The following is a 23,487-nucleotide window of genomic DNA, read 5'->3' as shown; positions in this document are numbered from 1 at the left end:
AACTCGAACAGTGGGAGATGCCCGAGGCCCGCTCGTCTTGCATTCGAGCGGGCGTGGCTGCCTATGCTCTGCGGCTCCCCAAGCAGTTCAACCCGGAAGGTTGGCACATGAAGCTGCGCAACGTGTCTCTGTTGTCCATGGCGGTGGGGCTGATGGTGGCGTGTGGTGGTCCCGTTCCCGAGGATGGCGCCGAAGCCGCCACGCAGGAGGCGGAGCTGACGACGTGCGGGTACGTCTCGGGACCGGAGTCCTACAACTCCGCGGAGGAGGCCTGTGAGATGGCGCGCCACTTCGCGCCCAACTTCTGCTCGGGCCTGGGCGGCGTGCAGTCCATCAACCGGTTCTGCCTCTACACGGACGGGCCGCCGTGGCAGGCCTCGGTCCGCGTGTGCTGCAACCAGTAGTCACGGGGCGCGTGCCGCGGTGACCCAGACGCCGGACCTGGGCCGCAAGGTGATGGCGGGCGCGGGGCGGATGATCTGGCCCGGCGTCAGGTTCAGCCGCACGCGTTGGAGCAACGTGGCCAGCACCAGCACCAGCTCCATGAGCGCGAACTGGTTGCCAATGCATTGGCGGGGCCCGCCGCCAAACGGGAACCAGGCGAAGCGGGGCCGCTCCTGCTCGTGTTCGGGCAGGAAGCGGTCCGGGTCGAAGCCCTCGGGGTTGTCCCAGACGCGAGGGTGCCGGTGCGTCACCCAGGGCGACAGCAGCAGGTAGGTCCCCTTGGGAATGCGAAAGCCCCCGATGACGTCGTCCTCGATGGCGACGCGCGAGAGGCTCCAGGCTGGCGGGTAGAGGCGCAGCACTTCGTCCACCACGCGGCGGGTGAGCGCCAGCCGGGGGAGGTCCTCGTCGGTGGGCTTGCGTCCGCCCAGCACCTGGGCGAGCTCGGCCTCCAAATCACGGCGCACGGACGGATGCTGCGACAGCAGCATGAGGGTCCAGGACAGGGCGTTCGCCGTCGTCTCGTGCCCGGCGAGGAGCATGGTGAGGACCTCGTCGCGCAGTTGGGTGTCGCTCATCCGCTCGCCCGTGTCCGCGTCCTGCTGCTCCAACATCATCTGGAGCAGGTCGTGGTGCGCTCCGGTGTCGCGGCGGCGCGTTTCGATGATGCCTCGCACCACGCGGTCGAGCATATGCGTGTCGCGCTCGAACCGGCGGTGGGTGGGCAGCGGCAGCCGCCTCGGGATGGGCAGGGCCTGGGTGAGCCGCTTGTAGGTGAAGACCTGCACCCGGCCCATGGCATCCGCGATGTCGTGCCACGCGCCGCTGACGTCCTTTCCGAAGAGCGTGGAGCTGGCGATGCGCAGCGTCAGCCGCATGCAGTCCTCGGCCACGTCGAAGGCGGTGCCCGCATCCGCGCGGGCCTCCAGCTCGCTGGCGAGGTCCGACGCCGCGTCCACCATGGTCCGCGCGAAGCCGGCCAGCCGCTGCCGGTGGAAGGCGGGCTGCGCGAGTCTGCGCTGCCGCAGCCAGAAGCTGCCTTCGCTGGTGAGCAGGCCGTGTCCCAGCAGCTCGCGCAGCGCGGCGAGGCCCCGGGTCCGCTTGCCGTAGCGCTTCGCCTGGTCCTGGAGGACGTGGCGCACGCCATCCGGGTGCGCGACCACCACGAGGGACGCCGGGCCGACGTGGATGCGCACCACGTCACCGTACTGGCGCACCTGGGCTTGTAGAAAAGTGAGCGGGTCGCTCCGCAGCACGCGCATGTGGCCGAGCAGCGGCGTCCCGACGGGACTGGGGGGCAGGGGGGCGGCGGTGGACTCGCCCGCGGAATGGGTGGACATGGCTGGGTGCTCCTTTCGAAGCAGGAGGCCGCAACCTCTGTACGGGGTGTCCTGTGTCGGTAGGGACCGCCAGTCGGGCCCGCTCCCAGCCGTTGGAGGCAACACGGTGGCGGACTAACATTGGCCGCTTCTTGACGAGGAGACGCCTCTGGAAACCCTGTTCCGAAAGGGCCGCCTGGCCCTCGCCGCCGTGCTCGTTCTGGCGCTGGCGCCCGTGGCCCTGGCCGCCGCGGGCAGCCCGCAGCTCCAGGCCTTCTTCCAGCAAGACCTCACCGACGCGGCGTATCAACAGAAGGTCTATTCGCGCGTCGCGGGGAAGTGGCGGCAGCCCGGGGCCAAGGCCCGGCCGGCCGTGGGCAAGAAGACGGTGGTCCGCGCCGTGATTGGCCGAGACGGCAAGCTCGTCTCGACGGACATCGCCATCGAGTCCGGCTCCAAGGCCTGGGATGCCGCCGCGCTGTCGGCGGTGAAGAAGGCCGCGCCTTTTCCTCCGCTGCCCGAGAGCTTTCCGCTGGCCACGCTGGATGCCCACTTCCACGTGGCCTGGGTCGCCAGCCCGTAGCGCGGTGACGAATGGGGAGGGCGCTCCCGGGCGAGCACGCGGTATATGGTGCGCCCATGGCGACTCCTCATATCTCCGCAGCCCCTGGTGACTTCGCTGACGTGGTTCTCATGCCCGGCGATCCGCTCCGGGCCCGTTACATCTCCGAGCGCTTCCTGGAGGGCGTCCGTGAGGTCACCTCCGTGCGCAACATGCTCGGCTACACCGGGACGTTCCGGGGCCGCCGGCTGTCGGTGATGGGGCACGGCATGGGGATTCCCTCCCTCTCCATCTACGCCACCGAGCTCGTCCGGACGTACGGCGCCCGCGTGCTCATCCGCGTGGGGAGCTGTGGCGCGTTGAGCACGGACGTGAAGGTCCGGGACGTCATCATCGCCACGGGCGCGGGGACGGATTCGAACGTGAACCGGATGCGGCTGATGGGGCATGACTTCGCCGCGGTGGCGGACTTCACGCTCGCGCGCCGCGCGATGGAGGCGGCGGAGCGGCGCAACAAGTCCGTTCGCGCCGGGCCTGTCTTCACCTCCGACCTCTTCTACCACCCGCAGGAGCAGCTCAACGCCACGCTGGCGCGCATGGGCGTCCTGGCCGTGGAGATGGAGGTCGCGGGGCTCTACGGCGTGGCCGCCGAGTCCGGCGCCCGGGCCCTGGGCCTGCTCACCGTGTCGGACCACATCATCACCGGCGAGAAGCTCTCGCCCCAGGAGCGGCAGACCACGTTCGACGAGATGATCGAGCTCGCCCTGGACGTCGCGGTCGCCGAGCCCGCGCCGTAATTCACCGCCTTCAAGCAAGCAGGCGAGCAGGTGCGGTACAGGCCTGTTCGCGCTGAAGGTGCGGGAGGGCCGCTCTCGGAGCGCTTCCGGGCTTGGGGGGTGGCCAGAAATCCGGGACGGTGCTTTGTGCCCAGCAGGATTCCGGGCCATCCTCCGCCCCGGTGCGTTACCCAATCTGGCTCCTGCTCGTCTGCGCCGGCTGTGCCGCGCGCGTATCCCCTCACGCTGGCACTGCGCCGGCCGCCGCTGTGCGTGCCCAGGACTCCGTCCCGGTGGCCGCCGCCGAGCCGTCGCCCGAAGTGACGGCCCCCTCGCCGGCACCCGCCGAGGCCGCGCCGGTGGCGGTGGAGACGGCCGCCGCCGAGTCCGCATCCACGCCCGCCAACGAGGGTTGCGCGGTCAGCGCCGAGGACCTGGAGTCCGACGAAGAGGAGCTGGCCGAGGGCGAGGGTGACGACGGCGAGAAGGAGACGCCGGACGCGGTGGTCGAGGGCCCTGTTCCGCAAGGTCCGGTCTACAGCTCGGAGATTTCCGACGAGGAGCTGGCGCGGCGGTGGAAGGACGAGATTGCCTCCCTGGGGTCCATGGCCGTGGGCTTCGCGCACAGCGGCCGGCTGGTGAACGCCCGGCAGTTCCCGCAGGGGGATGACTGGATTGTCGTCATGCCCGCGGGGGCTTGGGCCACCGAGGAGACGATTGACTACCTGACCGAGGCCATCCGTGACGTGCGCGCGCGCTTCCCGAGCGCGCCCCCGCTCCGCGTCAATGGCATCAGCCACAAGGAGGGCGGCTACATGCGCCCTCACAAGAGCCACCAGAACGGCCGCGATGTGGACGTGGGCTTCTACTACCCGACGGTGGATCCCATCCGGACCCGCGCGCGTGAGCACGTCATCGACGTGGGGTTGAACTGGGCGCTCATCCGCTCGCTGCTCATCAAGACGGATGTGCAGATGATTCTCGTCGACCGCCGCGTGCGGAAGGTCATCTACGACTACGCGGTCCGCGCGGGCGAGGACAAGGCGTGGCTGGATTCGATTTTCAATGACGGCCCCATGGGCATGGTCCGCCACGCCCGTGGGCACCGCGACCACTTCCACATCCGCTTCCACAATCCGAGGGCCCAGGAGCTGGGCCGCCGCGTGCAGCCGTTCCTGGCGCTCCAGCCGGAGCACAACGTCACCACGCACCGCATCCGGAATGGCGACACGCTGGGCGGCATCGCGCTCCGGTACGGGTCGTCCGTCGCGATGATCAAGAAGGCGAACCGGATGAAGAACAACTTCCTCCGCGCGGGGAACCGGTTGTCCGTGCCGCTGCGGGGGCCCTGCACGCACTGCCCGGTGCCGCCGCAGTTCGTGTTGCCGACCCGCCGCCTGCCGCCCAACGAGGTGGCGCCCGCGCTGGTGGCCGCCGCATCCAAGGCGCCGGAGAATGATTGCGCCCGGCCGGCTTCCGAGGAGCCCGCGAAGGCCGCCGCGCCGTCGGTGGGCGTGGCTTCCGTCGAAGCGGCCGCGTCCGGGATGCCCGCGGCGCCTGCTGGCAACGTGGCCTCTGGCGCTGGGCCGCAGGCCGCTCCGATGGTGGGCAGTGCCTCTGTGCGAGCGGCCGCGTCCGTGCTCCCCGCCTCCGGTGGCCACGTGGCAGCCGAGGTGACGCCTGCGTCCAGCACGGCGCAGGTGGCGGCTGGCACGGTGGTGCCTGCCGCGAGTTCCGCGCGGGACGTCGTGCCCGCCGTGGGCAGCGCCTCCGTGGGAGCGGCCGCGTCGGTTCTCCCCACGGCGTCCGCTGAGAAGGGCGTCGCTGGCGTGAAGCCGGCTTCGGGCGGCGCCTCGCTGGAGGTCGTGCCCGCTGTGGGAAGTGCCTCCGTGGCGCCGGCTTCCGGCTCCGTGCGAGATGTCGCGGCGCCCGTGAAGCCCGCCGCCGCCGTGAATGTGGCTTCGACGGTGGTCCCCGCCGCCGCGACGCAGGGGGCCTCGGACGTGCAGCAGGGTTCCGGTGCAACCACCCCGCAGGCCCAGGACGTGAAGTCGGCTGCCTCCGAGCCCGCCGCGAAGCCCACGGCCGCTCCGGCGCGCGAGTCGGAGCAGGGCGCCGCGGGCGTCAGCCACGGACGCTGACCCCTCCGCCCACCGTGCGGCCTCGGGCCCCGTGTTACCCTCGCGGCGACACGGGGCTCGTTCGTTCCGGAGTGTGGTAGGCACGGGGCTGCCCATGGCGTTCCCCCCGAATCGGGGCCGCTCGCTGGCCCACAAGGCCCGCCAGCGCTCCCCTGGCCACCACTACAACGCGAGCTTCATGTCCGCCGCCGACCGGGCGGAGGCCCTGAGCTGGCTCGCGGCGCTCCATCCCCTCTGGGAGGAGCGTTACTCCAAGCACTTCCCGCCACCCCCGGGGCAGTCCCAGCGGCGGCTGTTGCGGCCGGTGTACTGGCTCGGGAACTGGCAGTTCGCGTGTCTCGACTACTACCACCCGCCCAAGGGCGTGCTGAACCGGTGCGTGCAGGCCGAGCCGTTCCCCGCGGTGCTCCAGCGCCAGGTGACGAAAATCGAGGAGCTGGCGCGGCGGATGTACCGGGGGCCGGACATGCCCGCGCGCTGGCACCTCAACACGTGCCTGGTGAACTTCTACGGCAGCCGTCTGGAGGACGGCCGTTGGGTGGACACCGCGCGCGTGGGCGAGCACAAGGACTTCGAGCCCGGCCCCGTGGCCTCGCTGTCCTTTGGCGAGCGCGCGCTCATCCAGTTCGTCACCTCCTCACGTCCGGGCGAGCGCGACGCGGTGGTGCTGGAGCAGTGGCTGGATGATGGCTCGCTCCAGCTCTTCGGCGGCGCGCGCTGGAAGGAACAGACGTTCCACCGTGTGCAGCGGGTGGATACGCGCACCGGCAAGACGCTGGCTCCGGAGCTGCCGGACTTCCGGACCCGCCGCATCAACCTCACGTTCCGCTATGTGCCGGACGAGCACGTCATCCCGTTCGCCGCGCTGTCTCCCGAGGCGCGCGAAGACGTGCGGCCGTACATGGCGCAGCTCGCGAAGGGCAGTGCCTTCTTCCGCGATGCCGTGGCGCGAGAGCCCACCGTCTCTCCGGGCTGACACGTCGGGCGCATTCGGAACTCAGGGGGACGTCATGCGCCCGCGGGCGCGGACGCATTCCCCACGTGGGCCTGCGCGCTGGGGGTGAGACGCCCGACGAGCGCCGGCGCCTCCTGGATGAGCGAGTCGTCGGTGAGCGCCTCCACCATGAACATCGCGAAGTCCACGCGCCGGGTCATGTTGCTCTTGAGCGCGGGGTCTCCAACGTGGCGCCTCCACACGGGCAGGCCCTGGCTTTCGCCTTCTTCGAGGTCACTGCCGCGAACGACGGTCCACCGCCGGCCACTGGCGAAGATGCGCCGGCATGCCTCGATTTGGTCCTCGACCTCCGCGAAGCGGACGGCGCGGGCCACCCAGGAGACGACCCGGATGACGGACGTGAACAGCCAGTGGTACTGGTCCTTCCCGTCCCGGGTGATGTGCCAGCCGCACGAGAACACGAGGCGCGCGTCGGGGGCGGCGTAGTCCATCACCGCCTGCGCCGTGCCTGACGAGTACTGCTGCACGCCCCAGGGAACCAGCACCGTCAGCACGCCATCACATCCGGCGACCGCTTTCTGGATGACCTCCCTGTCATTGGTGGGCCCGGGGATGATGGTGATGCGGTCCGCGAACGCCGCGAGTTTCGGGACACTGCGTTCGCGGCACACGCCGACGACTTCGTAGCCGCGGTCCAGTGCCTGGCGAACCATGTACAGCCCCAGTTTTCCCGAGGCGCCAACGATGCAGACCTTCCGCATGGGCTGCGTGCTCATGTTCCCGCTCCTGTCGCGCGTATCCGTTTGAACTTACGCCGTAAGTGACGCTATGCTTACGCCGTAAGTACGTCAAGCAGCGACGGGCAGTGACACCATGCGCGAGCGCAACACCGGCAAGAGTTCGAGAGCGAAGCGGGCGCCGCTCAGCAAGGAGCGCGTGGTCGCCGCCGCCCTGGCATTGGCGGACGAGAAGGGCGAAGCGGGCGTCACCATGCGTGCCATCGCCGCGCGGTTGGGCGTCGAGGCGATGTCGCTCTACAACCACGTGGCGGACCGGGAGGCCATCCTCGACGGGCTGGTCGACGTGGTGTTCGAGGAGATTGAGCTACCGGTGTCGACCGGGGGCTGGAAGGAGTCCATGCGCAACCGCGCCGCCTCCGTTCGCGCCGTGCTCCGGCGCCACCCCTGGGCCCTGGGCCTGATGGATTCGCGCAGTCAGCCCGGCCCGGCGACGTTGCGGCACCACAACGCGGTGCTGGGCGTCCTTCGCGCGGGTGGATTCTCCGTCGTGATGGCCGCGCATGCCTTCTCGGTCATCGACAGCTATCTCTACGGCTTCGTGCTCCAGGAGCAGAGCCTGCCGTTCGAGGACTCCGCCGAGCTCGATGAAGTCGCGACGGGAATCCTGCGCGACAACCCGACCGACGCCTACCCGCACCTCACGGAGCTGATGATGCAGCACGCGCTCCAGCCGGGTTACCGCTACGCGGACGAGTTCGAGTTTGGCCTGACGCTCATCCTCGACGCGCTTCGCCCCGACGAGGTCCGGGGAGGGTCACCTCGCTGAGGGCTACTCGGGCCGGCGCTTGCCGTGCGAACGGGCATGCCGGCCGGGGGCCTGTTCCGGAGCGCGCTTCGACTGGCCGTGGTCCTTCTGCGGAGGCCCCGGGTCCTTCTGGGCCGCGAGGAAGTGCTCCCACGCCTCCTTGAAGACGGGGTCCTCACGCGGCACGGGGACGCGGGGAATCTCCGCGCGCATCACGTGCTCGATGCGCGTGATGACCTGGCCCTCGCGCGTGATGGCGAAGGTGGAGGCGATGCCGCTGGCCGCGGCGCGCGCGGTGCGGCCGATGCGGTGCACGTAGTCCTCGGGCGCGTGGGGCAGGTCGTAGTTGATGACGTGGCCCACGTCCTCGACATCGAGCCCGCGCGCCGCGATGTCCGTGGCGACGAGGCAGCGATAGGTGCCATCGCGAAAGCCCTCCATCGCCTGCTTGCGCTGGTTCTGCGTGCGGTCCGAGTGCAGCACCCCGGTCCGGTGCCCCGCGCGCTGGAGCGCCCGCTGCACCTTGTCCGCGCGCTCCTTCGCTCGGGTGAACACCAGCGCCGTCTTCGAGTCCTGGGCCAGGAGCGTGAGCAGCAGCGGCGTCTTCTCCTCGGGACGGAGGAAGTACAGGCGCTGCTCGGCGCGCTCCGCGGGCGTGCCGCTGCGGGTGACCTCCAGGCGGACCGGGTTGTACAGCCGGCTCCGGGCGAAGCGGCTGACGTCGGGCCCGAGCGTCGCGGAGAACAGCAGCGTCTGCTTTCGCCGGGGGAGGAGGGAGAAGATGCGCTCCAACTGCGGCAGGAAGCCCATGTCGAGCATCCGGTCCGCCTCGTCGAGGACGAGCGCCTCCAGCTTGGGGAAGGTGACGGAGGCGTTCTCCATCAAGTCCACCAGCCGGCCCGGGGTGGCGACGACGAAGGAGGGGTACTTCTTGAGCTCCTCGACCTGCCGTCCCATGTCCTCGCCGCCAATGACGGCGGTGTGCGTGAGGCGGCGCGGCTCGGCGAAGAAGCGCACGGGCTCGGCGATCTGCTGCACCAGCTCCCGCGTGGGCGCGAGCACCAGCGCGACCGTGCCCTTCTTCCCCGCGAGGCGCTCCACCAGGGGGACGACATACGCGGCCGTCTTCCCCGTCCCGGTGGCCGCGCAGCCAATGACGTCCTTGCCGGCGAGCGCTGGAGGGATGGCTTGCTGCTGGATGGGCGTGGGCTGCGTGAAACGTGCCCGCCGGAGGGCGCCGAGCGTCTCCCGCGAGAGGCCGAGCTGTTCGAAGGAGTTGCTCACGGCCCCGGGGTACCACGTTGGCGGGCCTGGTGGGAAAGGGCCTCGACACGGCGCCGTGCTTCCCGTGGGCGCCGAGGGCATGATGGTCCGGCTTGGAACGCCCGATGCCCTCTGTTGCCACGCCTCCGTCCGATAGGTCACTGCCCGTGGTGCTCGACACCAACGTGGTCCTGGACCTGTACGTGTTCGACGACCCGCACACCCGCCCGCTGGGCGCGGCGCTGGAATCCGGCGCGCTCACCGCCTGGACGGACGAGGAGACGCTGGCCGAGCTGGGCTACGTGCTGGCCTCCCGGAACTTCCAGCCCGGACTGGCAGCGCCTGCGCGCACCGCCGCCTTCGAGCGCTACCGCGCCCTGGTTCGCATGGCGCCCGGGCCAGGCGGTGCACCCGAGCTGGCGCTGCCCCGGTGCAAGGACCGGGATGACCAGAAGTTCCTGCACCTGGCCGCGCGCGCCGGAGCCGCGTGGCTGGTGAGCAAGGACAAGCGGGTGCTCTCCATGGCGGACCGAGCGGGCTTGCCGTTCATCATCCTCACGCCCCGGCAAGCGGTGCGGCGCATGCCACCCCGAGGGGTTGGTCAGGCCTTGGACGCGGGGCTGTAGCGCAGGACCAGGACCCGCTGGTCGGAGACGAGGAAGCTGGTGATGGCCCTCGGGCTGGCCTTGCCGTTCTTCTCGCCCCAGTCGATGACGTGGATGCGCAAGGAGACGGTGCCTTCCATCATGATGTCCTGGTGGTCGTTGGTGATGACGACATCCGCTTTCTCGCCCACGTAGGTGACGAGCGTCTGGCGGAAGGCGTACCAGGACTCCCGGCTCCCGGAGAGCTCGGACTTGCCACGCAGGAACGCGGTGGGCTTGGCGAGTGAGCCTTGGAGGAAGTCACCCCCGGTGAGCTGGTGTTTGAGGAGCTCGTCCACGGGGAGGGCGGGGTCGCCGCAGCCCAGGCACTCGCCCTCGCAGTCACAGTCGTAGGCGTCCTCGTTCTTGCCCTCCGCTTTCCGGCGCTTCTCGCAAGTGCTGATGCAGGACTTGGCCTGCTGGGCTTGTGCCTTGCTCGCCTTCTTCAGGGCCGCCTTCATCTTCGCCTGGCTGGCATCCGCCTCGAAGAAGGACACGTCTCCCTGGTGGAGCATGCCGGCGATGCGCACGATGCCGTCGCTCTCCATGGCGGAGAGGGCTGTTCTCGCTGACGCCGTCTGGGACCGGAGCTGCATCGGCTTGACGCGGGTCCACTTCGCGCGCGCTTCGGACTCCTGTCCCTGGTAGTCGAGGCTCGCGCGATCGAACAGCTCGGCCGCCTTCTTCGCGCGCTCGAGCGCCGACTTGTAGCCCGGCATCTCAGGGACGGTGGCGATGTGGCGGACGGCGTAGGTCAGTCCCCGTTCCTCCTCGTCATCGGAGATGTCCCGCGAGAGCAGCGTCTCCACCGTGTAGCGGGGCGCCCACTCCATCTTGGATTCATTGCCGCTGCGGGCGGCGGACTGCTTCCGCTCCAGCGCGAAGGCACGCACCTGCTCGAAGGCCGCGGCCTCGGCCTCCGGCTTGTAGGGGTCTTCGCCCTCCACGTACACCCGCAGGTCGCTGATGCAGGTGTCGTCGTACGTCGTGCCCGGATACGTGGAGGCGAGCGTGAGCCGCACGCCGTGGACCTTGTTCGGAACGGGCAGGCGGACTTCCTGCCAGCCGAGCACGTCCTTCAGCTCCGTCTCCAGCGCGGTGCCCGTGACCTGGGCCCCCGTCTCGCCTTGGACGAGCGGCTCCAGCTTCACCTTGCGCGGACGGGCATTGGCGCGGAAGAGCTTCTCCGACTTCTGGAAGCCGTTGCGGATGAACAGGCGGTACGTCTTGGCGCGGGTGAGCTCCGGGCCCCACCACTCCAGGGCCTCGCCTTCGCCCCGGCCCTTGGCGCCTTCCACCCAGGCGGTGGTCGGGTCGTCATCCGCGACGTAGAGGGGCAGATAGTTCTGCTCGTGTTTGTTCCAGCCATTCTCCAGGAACGAGGAGGACGTCACGCGACGGGGATGCAGCCGGTTGGCCGAGCCCGCATCCGGCTCCAGCATGACGGGGGGCGCCGCGGCGAGGAGGAGCGACAGGAGAATCATGGCTTGCGTTCCTTCGGGGTGTGTAACGGCGGAAAGGGTTGGAGCGGCGAGGCCCACAGCACCAGTTGTGACAAGCCCGCGGGGTAGAGCCCCGAGGTCTCCTGCTCATGGGACACGAGGTGATAGACGACGCGCGCGTACCGCGCCGCCGTGGGCAGCGGCACCTTGCGGACCTCCCCCGGCAGCAGGCGGGTGTCTTCCACCGCGCCCAGGTGGGGCAGGGGCTCGTGGGGCCACACGCGGACCTCCAGCTTGCGGCCAAACGTGGCGACGGTGCGCGGCGCCTCGAAGAGGGGCTCGTCGGAGACCTCCACGCTCACCCAGCGCATGACGTCGCCGGTGGGGAAGGCATGGCCCACCTCGCGCGTGGAGACGCGGAGCGACGCGCCGGCTTGCTCCACGCGGAGCGCGGCCTTGAGGGACTCGGTGCGCCGCGTGCCGCCGAAGCCGTGGTCTCCCTGGGGCATGTGGCAGGCGGTGCAATGCCGCGCATCGCCTCGCTGAGTCTTCCAGCGGCGCCATTCCCCCACGGTGTCTTGTTGAAGCTGGGTGGACGACAGCCGCACCCGTTGGCCGGCGCTCGTCAACACGGGGAAGCCGAACTGATGACAGCCCGCGCAGGGCATGCCCGCGGCCTTCGCGTCGTCGCCCAGGGGGGCATGGCATCCCGCGCAGGTGACGCCGTGCTCCTCCGGAGGACTGCCCTTGGGGAGCGGACCTCGCTCCAGGTTTCGCGCGAAGGGTGCATGACATTGCACGCACCAGCCGGGCCGGTCCTCGGTCAACGCCACCTGGAAGACGTCATCCACGCGGGCGTTGGCGTGGCCACTGTGTTGCCAGGACTCCACCTGGGCGGCATGGCACTCCGTGCAGCGCTGGACGCTCCAGTCTGGCAGGCCATGGGGGGCGGGCCCCGCCTCCATGGGCGCGGTGCCCTGGGGGAAGCGCGCCGTGGGGGCTGTGGCCAGCAGCGAACAGGTGAGGAGGACGAGCACGGACACGGTGAACCCGCACTGTAGGCGTGATTCGAGGGGGCGCGGTACAACTCCTGGCCATGCATGCCTATGAGATTCAAGCAGGGTTCGGGTTGGACAAACTGGTGCGCGTCGAACGGCCGGACCCGGTGCCGGGCCCCATGCAGGTGCGGGTGCGAGTGAAGGCGACGAGCCTCAACTCGCGGGACCTGATGATGGTGGAGGGGCGTTACAACCCGCGTCAGAAGTTGCCGCTCATCCCCAACTCGGATGCGGCGGGCGTGGTGGACGCGGTAGGGCCGGGTGTGACGCGCGTGAAGTCCGGCGACCGGGTGATGGGTCTCTTCTCGCAGGCCTGGAGCGCGGGGGAGCCCAATCGCGCCGCGCAGGTGAGCACGCTGGGCGGCCCGCTGGACGGTGCGCTCGCGGACACGGTGCTGCTGCACGAGGACGGCGCGGTGCCCACGCCCGCGTATCTCTCCGACGAAGAGGCGGCGACGCTCCCGTGCGCGGCTGTGACCGCGTGGAGCGCGCTCGTCACGCATGGCGCGCTCAAGGCGGGCGATACCGTGCTGCTTCAGGGGACGGGAGGCGTGTCCATCTTCGCGCTGCAGATTGCCCGCATGACGGGGGCGCGCATCATCATCACCTCCAGCCGTGATGACAAACTCGCGCGGGCCCGGAGCCTGGGGGCGCATGAGACCATCAACTACGTGACGACGCCTGACTGGGACAAGGCGGCGCGTGCGCTGACCGGCGGCATGGGCGTGGACCACGTGGTGGAGGTGGGCGGCGCGGGGACCTTCGAGAAGTCACTGCGCGCGGTGCGCCCCGGGGGCACGGTGTCTGTGATTGGGGTGCTCAGTGGCGGTGCCGGGGCGGTGCCATTGACGTCCATCCTGATGCAGAACCTGCGGGTGCAGGGCATCTTCGTGGGGCACCGTCAGGGGTTCGAGGCGCTCAACCGGGCCTTCACCCAACATCAGGTCCGGCCCGTCGTGGACCGGGTCTTCGCCTTCGACGAAGCGCGTGCCGCCTTCGAACACCTGAAGAGTGGGGCGCACTTCGGAAAGGTGGTCATCCGGGTGGTTTGAGCCCCCCTGTGACCGATTGCGACACATCTGTTTGTGCTTCCCCCCTGTTCACCAAGTGTGAATACAGGTGTATTGTTTCAGTGTCGCTTCAGCGACAGAGGGGGAGTCCACATGAGCGCAGGGAAGGTCATTGTAGAGATCGGCAAGATCATTGGCGGCGGCGTCGCGTACGACGTCATCAAGGAGGGGGCCAAGGCGGTGGTGGACAAGGCTTGGGAAGGGCACGACCCGAACAAGCGTCCTTCGCCCCAGCCCGCGCCCACGCGGCCCAAGCCTCCCGAGAAGGCGCCACCGGCGAAGGCACCTGTCGCGGGTCCTCGTCCGAAGCCCGGGCGCTGAGTGCGAAAGGGTCAGGTGCAGCGGAGTGCTGCGCCTGACCCCGTGATGCGGTTCTCGCCGTGAGTCAGGCTCAGGAGCCCGACTCGGAGGATGACGCCGGGCGGGCGACGTAGGAGACCTGCGGCCCGCTCGCGCGGGCATTGCGCGCGCCACCGCGCCCCTGCTGAGGGCGCTGTTGCCTGGGGGCACTTCCGGTGTTGCCCGAGTTCGCCTGACGGGGCTCCCGAATCACGTTCTGGGGAGGGGCGGCGGACGGGCTCATCGCGGGGCGGGTTTCGACCAGGGGCTGCGGCCTGCCGTTGGGGCCGCCGCGCCGATCGTTCCGCTCACCGTTTCCTCGGGGGCCCGGGCCCGCGGGCGCAGCGTCACCGGACGTGCCTCCGCGGGGGCCAGCGCGAGGAGGACGGCCATTGCCGCTCATGCGCTGCTCGTTCGGGCGCGTGTCGTCGGGGGCGTTGCGGTCGGATGCATCGCCGCTCATGCGCTGCTCTTTCGGGCCTGAACGCCCGCGGCCACCTGTACGTTGATCGCTCTGACGGGAGCGCCCGGTGCCGCCGGTGGCCCGCTGCTCATCTTGAGCAGAGCGGCCGTTGCCACCCGCGCGCTGCGCGTCCGGGCCCGAGCGGCCCATTCCATCAGCACTTTGCTCGTTCGCGCCGAAGCGGCCAGAGGCGTTGCGGCCCGCCCGCTGGTCGTTCTGCGCGAAGCGGCCAATGCCACCCACGCGCTGCTCGTTCGAGCCGAAGCGGCCGGACGCGTCGCCGTCCGCCCGCTGCTCGTTTTGAGCGAAGCGGTCAGTGCCACCCACGCGCTGCTCGTTCGAGCCGAAGCGACCAGAGGCGCCGCCATCCGCGCGCTGCTCATTTTGAGCGAAGCGGCCGTTGCCACCCGCGCGCCGCTCATTCGGCCCTGCGCGCCCGGTGCCGCCCGCGCGCTGCTCGTTTGAGCCGAAGCGGCCAGAAGCGTCGCCGCCCGTGCGCTGCTCGTGGGGACCTGAGCGGCCGGTGTCGCCCGCGCGCTGCTCGTTCGAGCCGAAGCGGCCAGAAGCGTCGCCGCCCGTGCGCTGTTCGTGGGGACCCGAGCGCCCGTTGCCACCCGCACGCTGCTCGTTCGGACCTGCGCGCCCGGTGCCACCCGCGCGCTGCTCATTCGGACCTGAGCGCCCGCTGCCACCCGCACGCTGCTCATTCGGACCCGAGCGCCCGTTGCCACCCGCGCGCTGCTCGTTCGGACCTGCGCGCCCAGCGCCACCACTGCCCGCGCGCTGTTCGTTCGGACCCGGGCGCGCACCGCCGCCCGTGCGCGGTCCACTCGGGGCAGGGCGCGAGGCGTTCCCACTGCCGCCACCCCGCGGAGGCGGTCTTCCACCTCCCGCGCCACGATTCCGTCCGCCCCTCGGCGGAGGCGCCGCGACGGCCGGCTTGCCTCGCTCACCACCGCCCTGCCGCAGCACCAGCGCTTCCAACTCACGAAGCTCCGCCTCGGCGGCCTCCTCGGGCGTCATGTCCCCCCGCGCAGGTGCCGCCGGCTCCACCGGAGCGGGCGCCGCGACAAAGGCCTCTTCACGCGGGGCCCGGAAGTCCTGCCCACGCGCGCCGCCACGGCCGTTGCGCCGAGGCCCTTCCCGGAAGTTGCCCGACGGCGTGAAGTCCGGCGTCAGCTCCCGCCGCACATAGGCATTCCAGATCTCCGCCGTGTCGCCCGCGGCGTTGAACAGCGAGGGCGCCGTGGCCGCGAGGAAGTTGCGGACGTTGTCCAGGTCGCGCCGGAAGTAGAACTCCGCGCGGTTGTTCCGAGCCGCCGCCACCGTCTGCGGGAAGTCGATGATGGTGGGCCCCTGATAGCTCATCAGGATGTTGTACGGAGACAGGTCGCCGTGGATGAGGTCCGCGCACAGCATGTTGATGACCTGACCGCGCAGGTCCACATACATGGCCAGGGCTTCCTCGGCCGTCCGGGGCGGTGCCTCCACCATGCGCGGTGCGGGGTGGCCTTCCGGATCCAGCACCACCTCCATGAGGAGGATGCCCTCGTAGAACATCACCGGTGTGGGCACGCGCACGCCCTGGGCGTGCAGCTTGTAGAGCGAGTCCGACTCGGCGCTCTTCCAGGCGTCCTCGGCGGCGTTCTGGCCGAAGCGGCTGCCCTTCTCCATGGCGCGACGCGTACGCGAATTGCGCACCTCGCGGCCTTCCCGGTAGCCCACGTTGTTGCGGAAGTTCCGCTCGTGGCGCTCCTTGTACAGCTTGGCCGCGACCACCTGGCCGGCATGCTGAACCAGCCATACCTCTGCTTCCTTGCCCGTCTTCAACTGGCCGATGATGGCTTCGATGATGCCGTCAGCCAGGAGGGTCTCTAGCGAGTCATTCATTCCGACGCGGGATTCCAATGGGGGCCGGGCAGGATTGTCGGCGCAACGGTAAGCGTGCGGGCGGCCCTGTTCGCGGCGCACGGCGGCATGTGAACATCTCGCGGCCCCTTCTTGCTACCAACACGGCGCGGCAAGCAGCCAGGGAGCCTGGCGGACGGCCTGCTAGCAGTTTGCATCCCGAGGCTCCAGCGGTACCAGGGCTTTGAAGGGATGGGGTGGGTCATCTTGGACCAAAACCCCGTCCCGGGGCAGGGCGTTCCCGCGCCCGTGATTTCGGCCGGGGGGGGCCCAAGGCGGCAAAGTGCGGCGGGAGGGTCGGCACTTACCGCGCTCGATGCTTGGACCCGCCGGAGGGAGCGCTACGATGCGCGCCGTCCAGGGAGGGGTTCATCATGGCGACGAAGTCACGCAAGACGGCTGTTGCGAAGAAGTCATCCCGGCGCGGTTCGACGGCCAAGAAGGCGGCGTCGAAGAAGGCCGCCAAGAAGGCCACGGCGAAGAAGGCCGCGCCCAAGAAGTCGGCGGCGAAGAAGGCGCCCGCGCGCAAGAAGTCCACGGCGAAGAAGGTCAGTACCAGGAAGGCGCCCGCGAAGAAGGCCGCGGCGAAGAAGGTCAGCGCCAGGAAGGCGCCCGCGAAGAAGGCCGCGGCGAAGAAGGCCCCCGCGCGCAAGCCGTCCGCGGCGAGGAAGTCGACGCGGTCCGCGACGGGCTCGTCGTTCGTCGAACAGGTGGAGACGACGTCCGCGGGCTTGCAGCCGCTGGCGCCCGTGCACGCGCCGGTGGATGAGTTCACCAGCACCGGCAACGAGGTGCTCGACATCTTCCAGCGCTACGACCGTGACCGGACGGGCACCATTGACCGGGCGGAGTTCGCGCGGCTGCTGGAGGCGCTGGGCCAGAACATCTCCGATGAAGAGCTGGAAATCGCGATCGACATCGTCGACACGGACCGCACCGGGAAGATTTCCTGGAACGAGTTCCGTGCGTGGTGGAACAGCCGCTGACGGCGCGCGACACGTCCGACCAGGACCGCGCTGCCCTCTGGCATGATGCGGTCCGAGCGGACCTTCATTCTCGCGGTAGGGGGAAGGGTGGCTGACCTGGGGTCGAGCGCACATACAGCGGTGTTCGAGCACTCCCGTGACGGGGTGCTCGTGCTGGATGCTGGGCAGAGAATCGTGGAGGTCAACCGCGCCGCGGAGCGAATCTTCGGGCCTCGCTCCGCGTACATGGGGCAGCCGGTGGCGGCGCTGCTCCCGGGTTGGCGTCCTCCCGAATCACGTGCCTCCGCGGACACCGCCCTCCGGGAAACGGAGCTGGCGGGCCAGCGTCCTGGAGGCGTCGGGCCCGCCGTCTACCTGCGCGTGCTGACCCTGCCGATTTCGGGCGAGCACGAGACGGGCTGGGTGCTGCAGCTCCAGGACATGACGGCGCGCCTGGAGGTGGAAGCGTCGCTGCGTCAGCAGAAGGAGTTCTTCGAGGCGGTGGTCATCAACAGCCCGGTGGCCATCATCACCATCACCCGTCAGTTCCGGGTGCTGTCGTGGAACCCGGAGGCGACGCGGCTGTTCGGGTACACGCCGGCGGAGGCGCTCGGAAAGCACATCTTCGACCTGGTGGCCTCCGAGCCGTCGGTGCTCCCGAGGCGGAGCTCGCGTCGCGGGAGGTCGTGCTGCGGGGGCGCCTGCACTCCGTCACGCGGCGGGTGCGCAAGGATGGCAGCGTGGTGGACGTGGAGCTGCGGGCACTGCCCGTCTCCGTGGGCGGCCGGCAGCTCGGCTTCATCGCCATCTACCACGACATCACGGACCTGGAGCGCGCGCGCAAGGCGGCTGAGGCGGCCAATCAGGCCAAGAGCCTCTTCCTGGCCACGATGAGCCACGAAATCCGCACGCCCATGAATGCCATCATCGGCATGACGGGCCTGCTCCTGGACCGCGCGTTGACGGAGGAGCAGCGCGACTTCGTCGCCACCATCCGGCAGAGCAGCGAGGCGCTGCTGACGCTGCTCAACGACGTGCTGGATTTCTCCAAGATCGAAGCGGGCCGCTTCGAGGCGGAGCTGCGCCCCTTCGACCTGCGCCAGTGCGTGGAGTCCGTGCTGGACCTGCTGGCCGTCCGCGCGAGCGAGAAGGGCCTGGACCTGGGCTGTGACATCGCGCCGCAGGTGCCGCAGATGTTGGTGGGCGATGCGTCGCGCATCCGCCAGGTGTTGCTCAACCTCGTGGGCAACGCGCTCAAGTTCACCGAGCATGGCGGGGCGGTGGTGAGCGTGGAGGGGGCGTCCGTGTCTGGCGCGGAGGGCGCGGCGGAATGGGCGCTGACCTTCAGCGTCCAGGACACCGGGCCCGGGATTCCCGAGGACCGCCGCGCGGGCCTGTTCCAGCCCTTCAACCAACTGGATGCCTCGGTGTCCCGCCGCTTCGGGGGCACGGGGTTGGGGTTGGCCATCTCCAAGCGGTTGGTGGAGGCCATGGGGGGCACCCTCTGGGTGGAGAGCGAGGGCATTGCCGGCCGGGGCACCACCTTCAGCTTCACCTTGCGCGCCCAGTCCGCGCCGCAGGCGTACGCGGTGCACCTGCGGCAGGAGCAGCCGCTGCTGCAGGGCCGCCGCGTGCTCATCGTGGATGACAACGCCCTCTTCCGGCGCCTCCTGGGGCGGCAGCTCCGGGCCTGGGGTGTCGAGCCGGTGGAGACGGCGTCGGGACCGGAGGCGCTGTCCCAGTTCCAGGCGGGCACCGGCTATGACGTCGTGCTCATCGACCACCACATGCCGGGAATGGATGGCACCGCCCTGGCCGAGCGCATCCGGCGGGAGGGGCAGGGGCTGCCCCTGTTGTTGCTGTCGACGCCGGGCCGACGGGGCAGTCCCCCCGAAGGGCTCTTCGCGGGGGTGTTGTCCCGTCCGCTGAAGACCTCGCAGCTCTACGACGCGTTGATTTCATGCTTCTCGCAGCACGTGCCGCCGGTGCCGGGAACGCGCGAGCTGCAGGCGTCCCGCGCGGGGCCCTTTCCGGGTGTGCGGCCCGGGGACTCCGTGCCGCTCGACATCCTCCTGGTGGAGGACAACGCGACCAACCAGAAGCTGGCGCTGCTGGTGTTGGAGCGGCTCGGCTACCGCGCCGACGTGGCCCTCAACGGCCGCCAGGCGCTGCATGCCGTTTCGCAGAAGCGCTACGACGTGGTGCTCATGGACCTGCAGATGCCGGAGATGGACGGCCTGGAGGCCACGCGCCGCATCCGGCAGGAGCTGCCGCCCCGGGCCCAGCCCTGGGTCATCGCGATGACGGCCAACGCCATGGACTCCGACCGCGAGCAGTGTTTCTCCGCGGGCATGGACGACTTCCTGGGCAAGCCCATCCGCGTGGATGCGCTGACCTCCGCGCTCCTCCGCTGCCAGGGGCGCCGCTCCGAGGCCGCGCCCGAGCGGCGTGCCAGCACCGCCACCGTGGCGACGCCCCTGTCGACGCTCATGGACGGGCTTCCCGAGGCGGCCCGCATCGAAGGGCTGGAGCCCACCGCGCTCGCGCGGCTGTGGTCGGAGCTGGGGGCGCAGGCCGGGCTGGTGCTGCCAGAGCTCATCGACACCGCGCTGAACAGCATGCCGGCCCTGCTCGAGGACGCCTACGCCGCCCTCGCCCGGGGGCACGCGGATGACCTGGGCCGCGCGGCGCACACGCTCAAGTCGAACGCGGCCTGGTTTGGCGCCACCGCGCTGGAGGCCCATGCCCGCGCCGTCGAGCAGCAGGCGGACACCGGGAACCTGGGCGACATGGAGGGGCGGCTGGCGCGTTGCCGGACGGAGTTGGAGGCCGCCCGCGTGTTGCTCGGCCGCCTGAGGGACAGCGTCCAGGCCTTGTCGAGGGGCTGACATGTGGCGGGCCGGCGCCCGTGATTTGCGCGCGGGGGCCGCACGTCTCGGGTGCCGAAAGGCCTGTCCGGAGGCTATCTCTGCGGGACCTTCGCGGACGCCTCCGAGGAGATGGAGAGACCATGGCCCGTTACGACTTCGACGTGTTCACCCTTGGCGGCGGTTCTGGCGGCGTGGCGGCCAGCCGCAGGGCGGGGGCCCACGGCGCCCGGGTCGCCCTCTGTGAAGACCGCGACCTGGGGGGCACCTGTGTCCACCGCGGCTGTGTGCCCAAGAAGCTGTTGGTCTACGGCGCGCACTTCCGCGAGGAGTTCCAGGACGCGGAGGGCTACGGCTGGACGCTCCAGGAGCCGGTGTTCACCTGGCGCAAGCTGCTGGCCGCGAAGGACAAGGAGCTGGACCGGCTGGGCGGGGTGTACGCGCGGCTGCTGCGCGACTCCGGCGTGACGGTGGTGGAGGGGCGCGGGCGCGTCGTGGACGCCCACACGGTGGAGGTGGCGGGGAAGCAGTACACGGCGGAGCGCATCCTGATTGCCACGGGCTCCCGGCCCTACCTGCCGCAGGACATCACGGGCATCGAGCACGCCATCACCTCGGACGACGCGCTGTCCTTCGCGGAGCTGCCCAAGCGGCTGGCCATCGTCGGGGCGGGGTACATCGGCGTGGAGCTCGCGGGCATCTTCCACGGCCTGGGCTCGCACGTGACGATGTTGATTCGCGGCGCGAGCGTGCTGGGCGGCTTCGATGAGGACGTGCGCTCGTTCCTCACGGAGGAGATGCGCAAGAAGGGCATCGAGCTGATGACGGACACCTTCATCCGGGACATCGAGAAGCGCGAGGACGGCGGGGTGAGCCTGCTGACGGGCGGTGGTGAGACGGTGGAGGCGGACGCGGTGCTCTTCGCCACCGGCCGGATTCCCAACACGGCGCAGTTGGGACTGGAGGAGGCGGGCGTGGTGCTGGACGCGCGCGGCGCGGTGGTGGTGGACGAGTGGTCGCGCAGCTCGGTGGAGAGCATCTACGCGGTGGGGGACGTCACCGACCGCATCAACCTCACGCCGGTGGCCATCGCAGAGGGGCGGGCCCTGGCGGAGACGCTCTTCAACGACAACCCGATGCAGATGGACCACACCAACGTGCCGTCCGCCGTCTTCAGCCAGCCCCCCGTGGCCTCCGTGGGCCTGACGGAGCTGGAGGCGAAGGAGCGGCTGGGCAAGCTGGACATCTACGTCACCAGCTTCCGGCCCATGAAGCACACGCTGAGCGGCCGCAACGAGCGCACCATGATGAAGGTGGTGGTGGAGCGCGAGTCCAACCGGGTGGTCGGCTGCCACATGGTGGGGGCGGACGCCCCGGAAATCATTCAGGGGCTGGCGGTGGCGGTGAAGTGCGGCGTCACCAAGAAGCAGCTCGACGCCACGGTGGGCATCCACCCCACGGCGGCCGAGGAGTTCGTCACCCTGCGCGACAAGCGGCCGGACCCCGACGAGCGTCTGGCCGCCGAGCTGGGCCATGATGCGGCGGTGCCGCCCCGGCGCTGACGCGGGGACGGCGAGTCAGTCTCGCGGCCGTCCCCGCGTCCCTGGGCGGCTTTGCGGTACCCCACCTCGAGGTGCGCCATGAGTGATTCCCCAACGGACCCATCCGCCCCTGGCGCTGTGCGCATCCGGGGGCTGGAGCAGGTGGACCGGCTGTCCGTGCCGCTCCCTCACGGTACCGAGGTGACGACCCGCGTGGAGCGCCTGGCCTCGGGGGGCCGGCGCATCCCCCAGGGCGTGGTGGGCCGGGTGGTCCGCGCGCACGACGGAGGCTTCGACGTGCAGATTGTCGGCGTGGGCGAAATCTGGTTCGCGCGGGATGAGTTGGTGCCCCGGCGCCCGGGACAGGTGCAGTTCGCCCAGCGCCGCGAGGCGGCGTGGACGGCCCTGACGCCGTGTGTGGTGCTGGAGACGCGCGTGGGGAGCCACGCGTGGGGATTGGCCGACGAGCGCTCGGACGTGGATGTGCGCGGCGTGTTCGCGCTGCCGCTGCCGTGGACCTTCGGCCTGACGGAGGCCCCCAAGGATTTGGTGAGCGCGGATGGCAGCACCACGTACTGGGAGGTCCACAAGCTGGTGGAGCAGGCGCTGCGCGCGGACCCGAACACGCTGGAGACGCTCTTCGTCCCAGGCGCCAAGGCGGTGGATGTCATCGGCGAGTGGCTGCTGGAGGAGCGCGACGCCTTCGTGTCCAAGGCCTTGTTCGGCAGCTTCGGGCGCTATGCCATGAGCCAGCTCGACAAGCTCACGCGCAGCCAGCGGTTGGCGGAGCATCGGGACTTGCTGCTGGCGTGGCTGTGCGATGAGCCCGCGCCGGACCTGGATGAAGTGGCGCGCCGGCTGTCGGCGGTGTCGCCGCGCGAGGCCCCGACGCCTCAGGATGCGCTGCTGGCGGCGAAGACGTACGTGAAGCAGCTCTATCGTTCGCTCTGGGACCAGGGCTTGCTGGCCGCCAACGACTTCAAGGCGCTCACCGCGTATGCGCGTGGCGGAGGGCAGCGGCCTCCGTCCGCGCGCGAGCTGCGGCCGAAGAATGCCTACAACCTGCTGCGGCTGGTGGCCACGGCGACGGGCTGGCTGCGGGAAGGCGTGCCCACCTTCGAGGCCTCGGGGGCGCTGAAGGCGCGGCTGCTGGACATCAAGGGAGGCCGCGTCCCGCTGGAGGAGGTGCTGCGGGACGCGGAGGCCCTGGCGCCGGACCTGGAAGCCGCGCACCGGGACAGCCGGTTGCCGGAGCATCCGGACTATGCGCGCGCGGATCGGTTGCTCCGGCGCGTGGGTGAGGAAGTCGCGCGGCGTTGGGTGTTGAAGGCCCCGGGCCCCCTGGGGCGCGATGCCCCGGACGCCCCGGCCATGACGTGGAAGGAGCTGGAATGAAGGGCACCTTGACGGAACATCAGCGCGCCGTGGCGGACCGGGTCCTCGACGAGGAGTCGAGCCGCCGCGCGCACCTGGTCGTGTCGCTCTCCGGCGCGCACGCCTATGGCTTCCCCTCGCCGGACAGCGACCTGGACCTGAAGTCCATCCACATCGCGCCCACCTCCATGCTGCTCGGCCTTCAGCCGTCGCACATCCCCACCGAGCGACTGGAGGTGCTGGACGGCGTGGAGGTGGACTACTCGTCCAACGAGCTGCTGCCCGTGCTCCAGGGCCTCCTGCAGGGCAACGGGAACTACCTGGAGCGGGTGCTGGGCGCCATCCCGCTGCGAGGCTCCCCGGAGCTGGAGTCCCTCCGGCCGCTCGCGCGCGCCGCGATGTCCCGCCGCATCCACCGGCACTACAACGGCTTTGGCCAGGGCCAGCTTCGTGAATGGGAGAAGAGCGGGTTCCGGTCCGCGAAGCGGCTGCTGTACGTCCTGCGCACCACGCTGACGGGCGCGCACGCGCTGCGGACGGGCGCGGTGGAGACCGACGTCACGGAGCTGCTGGCGCCGTATGGCTTCGCGGACGCGCACGCCCTGGTGGAGGAGAAGGTCCGGGGGGAGAAGAGCGAGCTTCCGGAGGCGCTGAGCGAGCGGTGGCGGAGCGAGGTGGCGCGCTCGTTCGAGGTGCTGGAATCCGCGAAGGCGGACTCCATCCTTCCCGAGGCGCCTCCCGCGGACGCGGTGGCCGCGTTGGATGCATGGCTGCTCGACCTGCGGCGGCGCAACTTCGACGGATAGCCGCC

20 protein-coding genes and 1 pseudogene are annotated in these 23,487 nt (G+C 70.3%); 15 read left to right on the top strand and 6 right to left on the bottom strand.

Translation table 11 applies throughout. From position 1 onward, the window contains the following. Nucleotides 1–53 precede the first annotated feature (53 nt). Nucleotides 54–404, top strand: coding sequence for a hypothetical protein (locus tag A176_RS22915; protein WP_226993963.1), 351 nt, complete (start codon nt 54–56; stop codon nt 402–404). On the opposite strand, the gene A176_RS22910 is transcribed toward A176_RS22915, so the two are convergent. Continuing rightward, nucleotides 405–1,784: a cytochrome P450 gene (locus tag A176_RS22910; RefSeq protein ID WP_002637216.1), complete on the bottom strand. Its 1,380-nt coding sequence runs from the start codon at nt 1,782–1,784 to the stop codon at nt 405–407. Nucleotides 1,785–1,974: 190 nt separating this feature from the next. On the opposite strand from A176_RS22910, the gene A176_RS22905 reads away from it, so the two are divergent. The 4 genes from A176_RS22905 (at nt 1,975) to A176_RS22890 (ending at nt 6,218) form a co-directional block, all read left to right on the top strand. Next, entirely contained in the window at nt 1,975–2,346 is a 372-nt protein-coding gene (locus tag A176_RS22905) for an energy transducer TonB (protein ID WP_002637215.1), read from the top strand. Nucleotides 2,347–2,402: 56 nt separating this feature from the next. After that, nucleotides 2,403–3,122 (top strand): purine-nucleoside phosphorylase, encoded by a 720-nt coding sequence (gene deoD / locus A176_RS22900; RefSeq protein ID WP_044890679.1) that lies wholly within the window; start codon nt 2,403–2,405, stop codon nt 3,120–3,122. Between the two features lie 272 nt (nt 3,123–3,394). Next, on the top strand, nt 3,395–5,242 hold the full coding sequence (locus A176_RS22895) for a penicillin-insensitive murein endopeptidase (RefSeq protein ID WP_002637213.1): 1,848 nt from the start codon (nt 3,395–3,397) through the stop codon (nt 5,240–5,242). A 94-nt stretch (nt 5,243–5,336) separates the two neighbouring features. Continuing rightward, nucleotides 5,337–6,218 carry an alpha-ketoglutarate-dependent dioxygenase AlkB gene (locus A176_RS22890; protein ID WP_002637212.1) on the top strand — a complete coding sequence of 294 codons (882 nt, stop codon included), beginning with the start codon at nt 5,337–5,339 and terminating at the stop codon, nt 6,216–6,218. Between the two features lie 32 nt (nt 6,219–6,250). Here the strand turns inward: A176_RS22890 and A176_RS22885 are convergent, their stop codons facing one another. Beyond that, nucleotides 6,251–6,973 (bottom strand): NAD(P)-dependent oxidoreductase, encoded by a 723-nt coding sequence (locus tag A176_RS22885; RefSeq protein WP_002637211.1) that lies wholly within the window; start codon nt 6,971–6,973, stop codon nt 6,251–6,253. Between the two features lie 97 nt (nt 6,974–7,070). Between A176_RS22885 and A176_RS22880 the strand changes: the two genes are divergently transcribed. Then, the gene (locus tag A176_RS22880) at nt 7,071–7,763 is read left to right on the top strand and encodes a TetR/AcrR family transcriptional regulator C-terminal domain-containing protein (RefSeq protein ID WP_002637210.1); all 693 of its coding nucleotides are present in this window, start codon (nt 7,071–7,073) and stop codon (nt 7,761–7,763) included. 3 nt (nt 7,764–7,766) lie between these two features. On the opposite strand, the gene A176_RS22875 is transcribed toward A176_RS22880, so the two are convergent. Then, nucleotides 7,767–9,026: a DEAD/DEAH box helicase gene (locus A176_RS22875; RefSeq protein ID WP_002637209.1), complete on the bottom strand. Its 1,260-nt coding sequence runs from the start codon at nt 9,024–9,026 to the stop codon at nt 7,767–7,769. A gap of 104 nt (nt 9,027–9,130) precedes the next feature. On the opposite strand from A176_RS22875, the gene A176_RS22870 reads away from it, so the two are divergent. Next, nucleotides 9,131–9,631: a PIN domain-containing protein gene (locus tag A176_RS22870; RefSeq protein ID WP_021781485.1), complete on the top strand. Its 501-nt coding sequence runs from the start codon at nt 9,131–9,133 to the stop codon at nt 9,629–9,631. Here the strand turns inward: A176_RS22870 and A176_RS22865 are convergent. Beyond that, the gene (locus A176_RS22865) at nt 9,607–11,133 is read right to left on the bottom strand and encodes an NADase-type glycan-binding domain-containing protein (RefSeq protein WP_002637207.1); all 1,527 of its coding nucleotides are present in this window, start codon (nt 11,131–11,133) and stop codon (nt 9,607–9,609) included. The two genes, A176_RS22870 and A176_RS22865, sit on opposite strands and share 25 nt — an antisense overlap. After that, nucleotides 11,130–12,134 carry a multiheme c-type cytochrome gene (locus A176_RS22860; protein WP_002637206.1) on the bottom strand — a complete coding sequence of 335 codons (1,005 nt, stop codon included), beginning with the start codon at nt 12,132–12,134 and terminating at the stop codon, nt 11,130–11,132. Before A176_RS22860 ends, A176_RS22865 begins: the two co-directional genes overlap by 4 nt. A 53-nt stretch (nt 12,135–12,187) precedes the next feature. Between A176_RS22860 and A176_RS22855 the strand changes: the two genes are divergently transcribed. Beyond that, entirely contained in the window at nt 12,188–13,201 is a 1,014-nt protein-coding gene (locus tag A176_RS22855; RefSeq protein ID WP_002637205.1) for a zinc-dependent alcohol dehydrogenase family protein, read from the top strand. Between the two features lie 111 nt (nt 13,202–13,312). Next, on the top strand, nt 13,313–13,540 hold the full coding sequence (locus A176_RS22850; protein ID WP_002637204.1) for a hypothetical protein: 228 nt from the start codon (nt 13,313–13,315) through the stop codon (nt 13,538–13,540). Between the two features lie 70 nt (nt 13,541–13,610). Here the strand turns inward: A176_RS22850 and A176_RS40895 are convergent, their stop codons facing one another. Further along, the gene (locus tag A176_RS40895) at nt 13,611–15,911 is read right to left on the bottom strand and encodes an RIO1 family regulatory kinase/ATPase domain-containing protein (RefSeq protein WP_002637203.1); all 2,301 of its coding nucleotides are present in this window, start codon (nt 15,909–15,911) and stop codon (nt 13,611–13,613) included. A gap of 392 nt (nt 15,912–16,303) precedes the next feature. Here A176_RS40895 and A176_RS22840 point away from each other — a divergent pair, with 392 nt between their 5' ends. From A176_RS22840 to A176_RS22820, 6 genes and pseudogenes are all read left to right on the top strand, one after another. After that, the gene (locus tag A176_RS22840) at nt 16,304–16,915 is read left to right on the top strand and encodes an EF-hand domain-containing protein (RefSeq protein ID WP_002637202.1); all 612 of its coding nucleotides are present in this window, start codon (nt 16,304–16,306) and stop codon (nt 16,913–16,915) included. Nucleotides 16,916–16,957: 42 nt separating this feature from the next. Continuing rightward, nucleotides 16,958–17,518 (top strand): annotated as a pseudogene (locus A176_RS40720) (PAS domain-containing protein); the annotation flags it as partial. 116 nt (nt 17,519–17,634) lie between these two features. Next, nucleotides 17,635–19,782, top strand: coding sequence for a response regulator (locus tag A176_RS40610; protein ID WP_250635849.1), 2,148 nt, complete (start codon nt 17,635–17,637; stop codon nt 19,780–19,782). Between the two features lie 122 nt (nt 19,783–19,904). Further along, nucleotides 19,905–21,323 carry a glutathione-disulfide reductase gene (gor, locus tag A176_RS22830; RefSeq protein ID WP_002637200.1) on the top strand — a complete coding sequence of 473 codons (1,419 nt, stop codon included), beginning with the start codon at nt 19,905–19,907 and terminating at the stop codon, nt 21,321–21,323. A 78-nt stretch (nt 21,324–21,401) separates the two neighbouring features. Beyond that, nucleotides 21,402–22,697, top strand: coding sequence for a DNA polymerase beta superfamily protein (locus A176_RS22825; protein WP_021781486.1), 1,296 nt, complete (start codon nt 21,402–21,404; stop codon nt 22,695–22,697). Next, the gene (locus A176_RS22820) at nt 22,694–23,482 is read left to right on the top strand and encodes a nucleotidyltransferase domain-containing protein (protein ID WP_002637198.1); all 789 of its coding nucleotides are present in this window, start codon (nt 22,694–22,696) and stop codon (nt 23,480–23,482) included. The genes A176_RS22825 and A176_RS22820 overlap by 4 nt, the downstream gene beginning before the upstream one ends. The last annotated feature ends 5 nt before the right edge of the window (nt 23,483–23,487 follow it).

Origin of the sequence: Myxococcus hansupus (assembly GCF_000280925.3) — a bacterium.
Classification (GTDB): Bacteria; Myxococcota; Myxococcia; order Myxococcales; family Myxococcaceae; genus Myxococcus; species Myxococcus hansupus.
The sequence above is the reverse complement of the archived record's forward strand: the minus strand, read 5'-3'. Positions and strand labels throughout refer to the sequence as shown.